The organism is Caballeronia sp. INML3B (assembly GCF_023631305.1).
In the GTDB taxonomy this organism is placed as follows: Bacteria; Pseudomonadota; Gammaproteobacteria; order Burkholderiales; family Burkholderiaceae; genus Caballeronia; species Caballeronia turbans.
On sequence record NZ_JALQDI010000096.1, the window covers coordinates 1 to 1203 of the forward strand.

Annotated in this window: 1 protein-coding gene; it reads right to left on the reverse strand. The window is 57.9% G+C overall.

Annotated features, from left to right (window positions below):
* Positions 1-83: 83 nt before the first annotated feature.
* Positions 84-1184, reverse strand: coding sequence for an IS5 family transposase (locus NCS58_RS34035; protein WP_061121468.1), 1101 nt, complete (start codon positions 1182-1184; stop codon positions 84-86).
* Positions 1185-1203 lie beyond the last annotated feature (19 nt).

The following is a 1203-nucleotide window of genomic DNA, read 5'->3' on the forward strand; positions in this document are numbered from 1 at the left end:
TCTGACACGCGCAAAAACCCTTGTGAGCGTTCGATGCTGCTCGTGAGTTCACAAAACCGACGCTATCGATTGCTTCCTTCCCCTCAAGCGGCAAGTGTTCGCATACGCGTCAGGTTATAGCCGACCTGGGTCAGCACGAAGAGCTGGTCTACGCGTTCAAGTCCCCGGCACATCGCTTGTCGAATTCGTCCGACCGTCTTGCCCCATCCAAACACCTGTTCAATCCGTTTACGCTTTTGCTGGCTCACCGCGTAGCCCGGCCAACGTGTAGTTCGCTCATCAATCGCTGAGCCTCCTGAACGTCCTTCGTTTTGGGCCACATGAGGCGTGACGCGATTCGAGCGACAACTGGCTACGAAGCCGGCGGTGTCGTAGTTCTTATCCGCACCGACCGTGATGCCGCTCGGTGCGACACTCGCAGCATCGGCAAGCATCTGCGCCGCGCAGTCTCGCTCGGCGGTGCCGGTCGCCAGCGTCACCTGCGCGTTGACCACCAGTCCGTGTCGGTTATCGGTCAATACATGACCCATATAACAGAGCATCGCTCCCGTTCCCTTGCTTTTCCGGAACAGGCGCGCCTGCTTATCCGTCGTGGATTGATGCGTTTCGTTACTGCGTTTTTGCCCATGCCAGTTGTCATTCGGTGCGGGCGGTTCGTCTGGAGGCGTATCGTCGTCGCTCGGACTCGCCTTGGGCACGAAGCTCTTATGCCCGGCCCACGCCTGAATCAAAGTGCCATCGACGCTGAAGTGCTCGCCAGAGAGATAGCCTCGCTCACGGGCCGTCTCGACCGTCTCGTTAAAGAGCAACACCAGTACATCGTGTTCGAGCAAGCGGTCGCGGTTCTTGCTGAACGTCGAATGGTCCCACACCGTTCCGTCCATCGGCAGACCGACGAACCAGCGGTACAACATGTTGTAGGAAATCTGTTCCATCAGCATCCGTTCGCTGCGAATGGAGTACAACACCTGCAGCAACAGCGCCCGAACCAACTTCTCCGGTGCAATGCTTGGCCGGCCACCTCTCGCGTCTGCCTCGTACATTCGCGAGAACACATCATCCATGCGCTTGAGCGAATCATTGAGCCATGTACGAGTCGGACGCAACGGATGGTCCTTCGGCACGAAATCATCAAGCTTCAACACCGTGAACATCGACTCGGTAAAACCATCGCTGCCGCGCATCCGTTCCATCTCGCTCTCG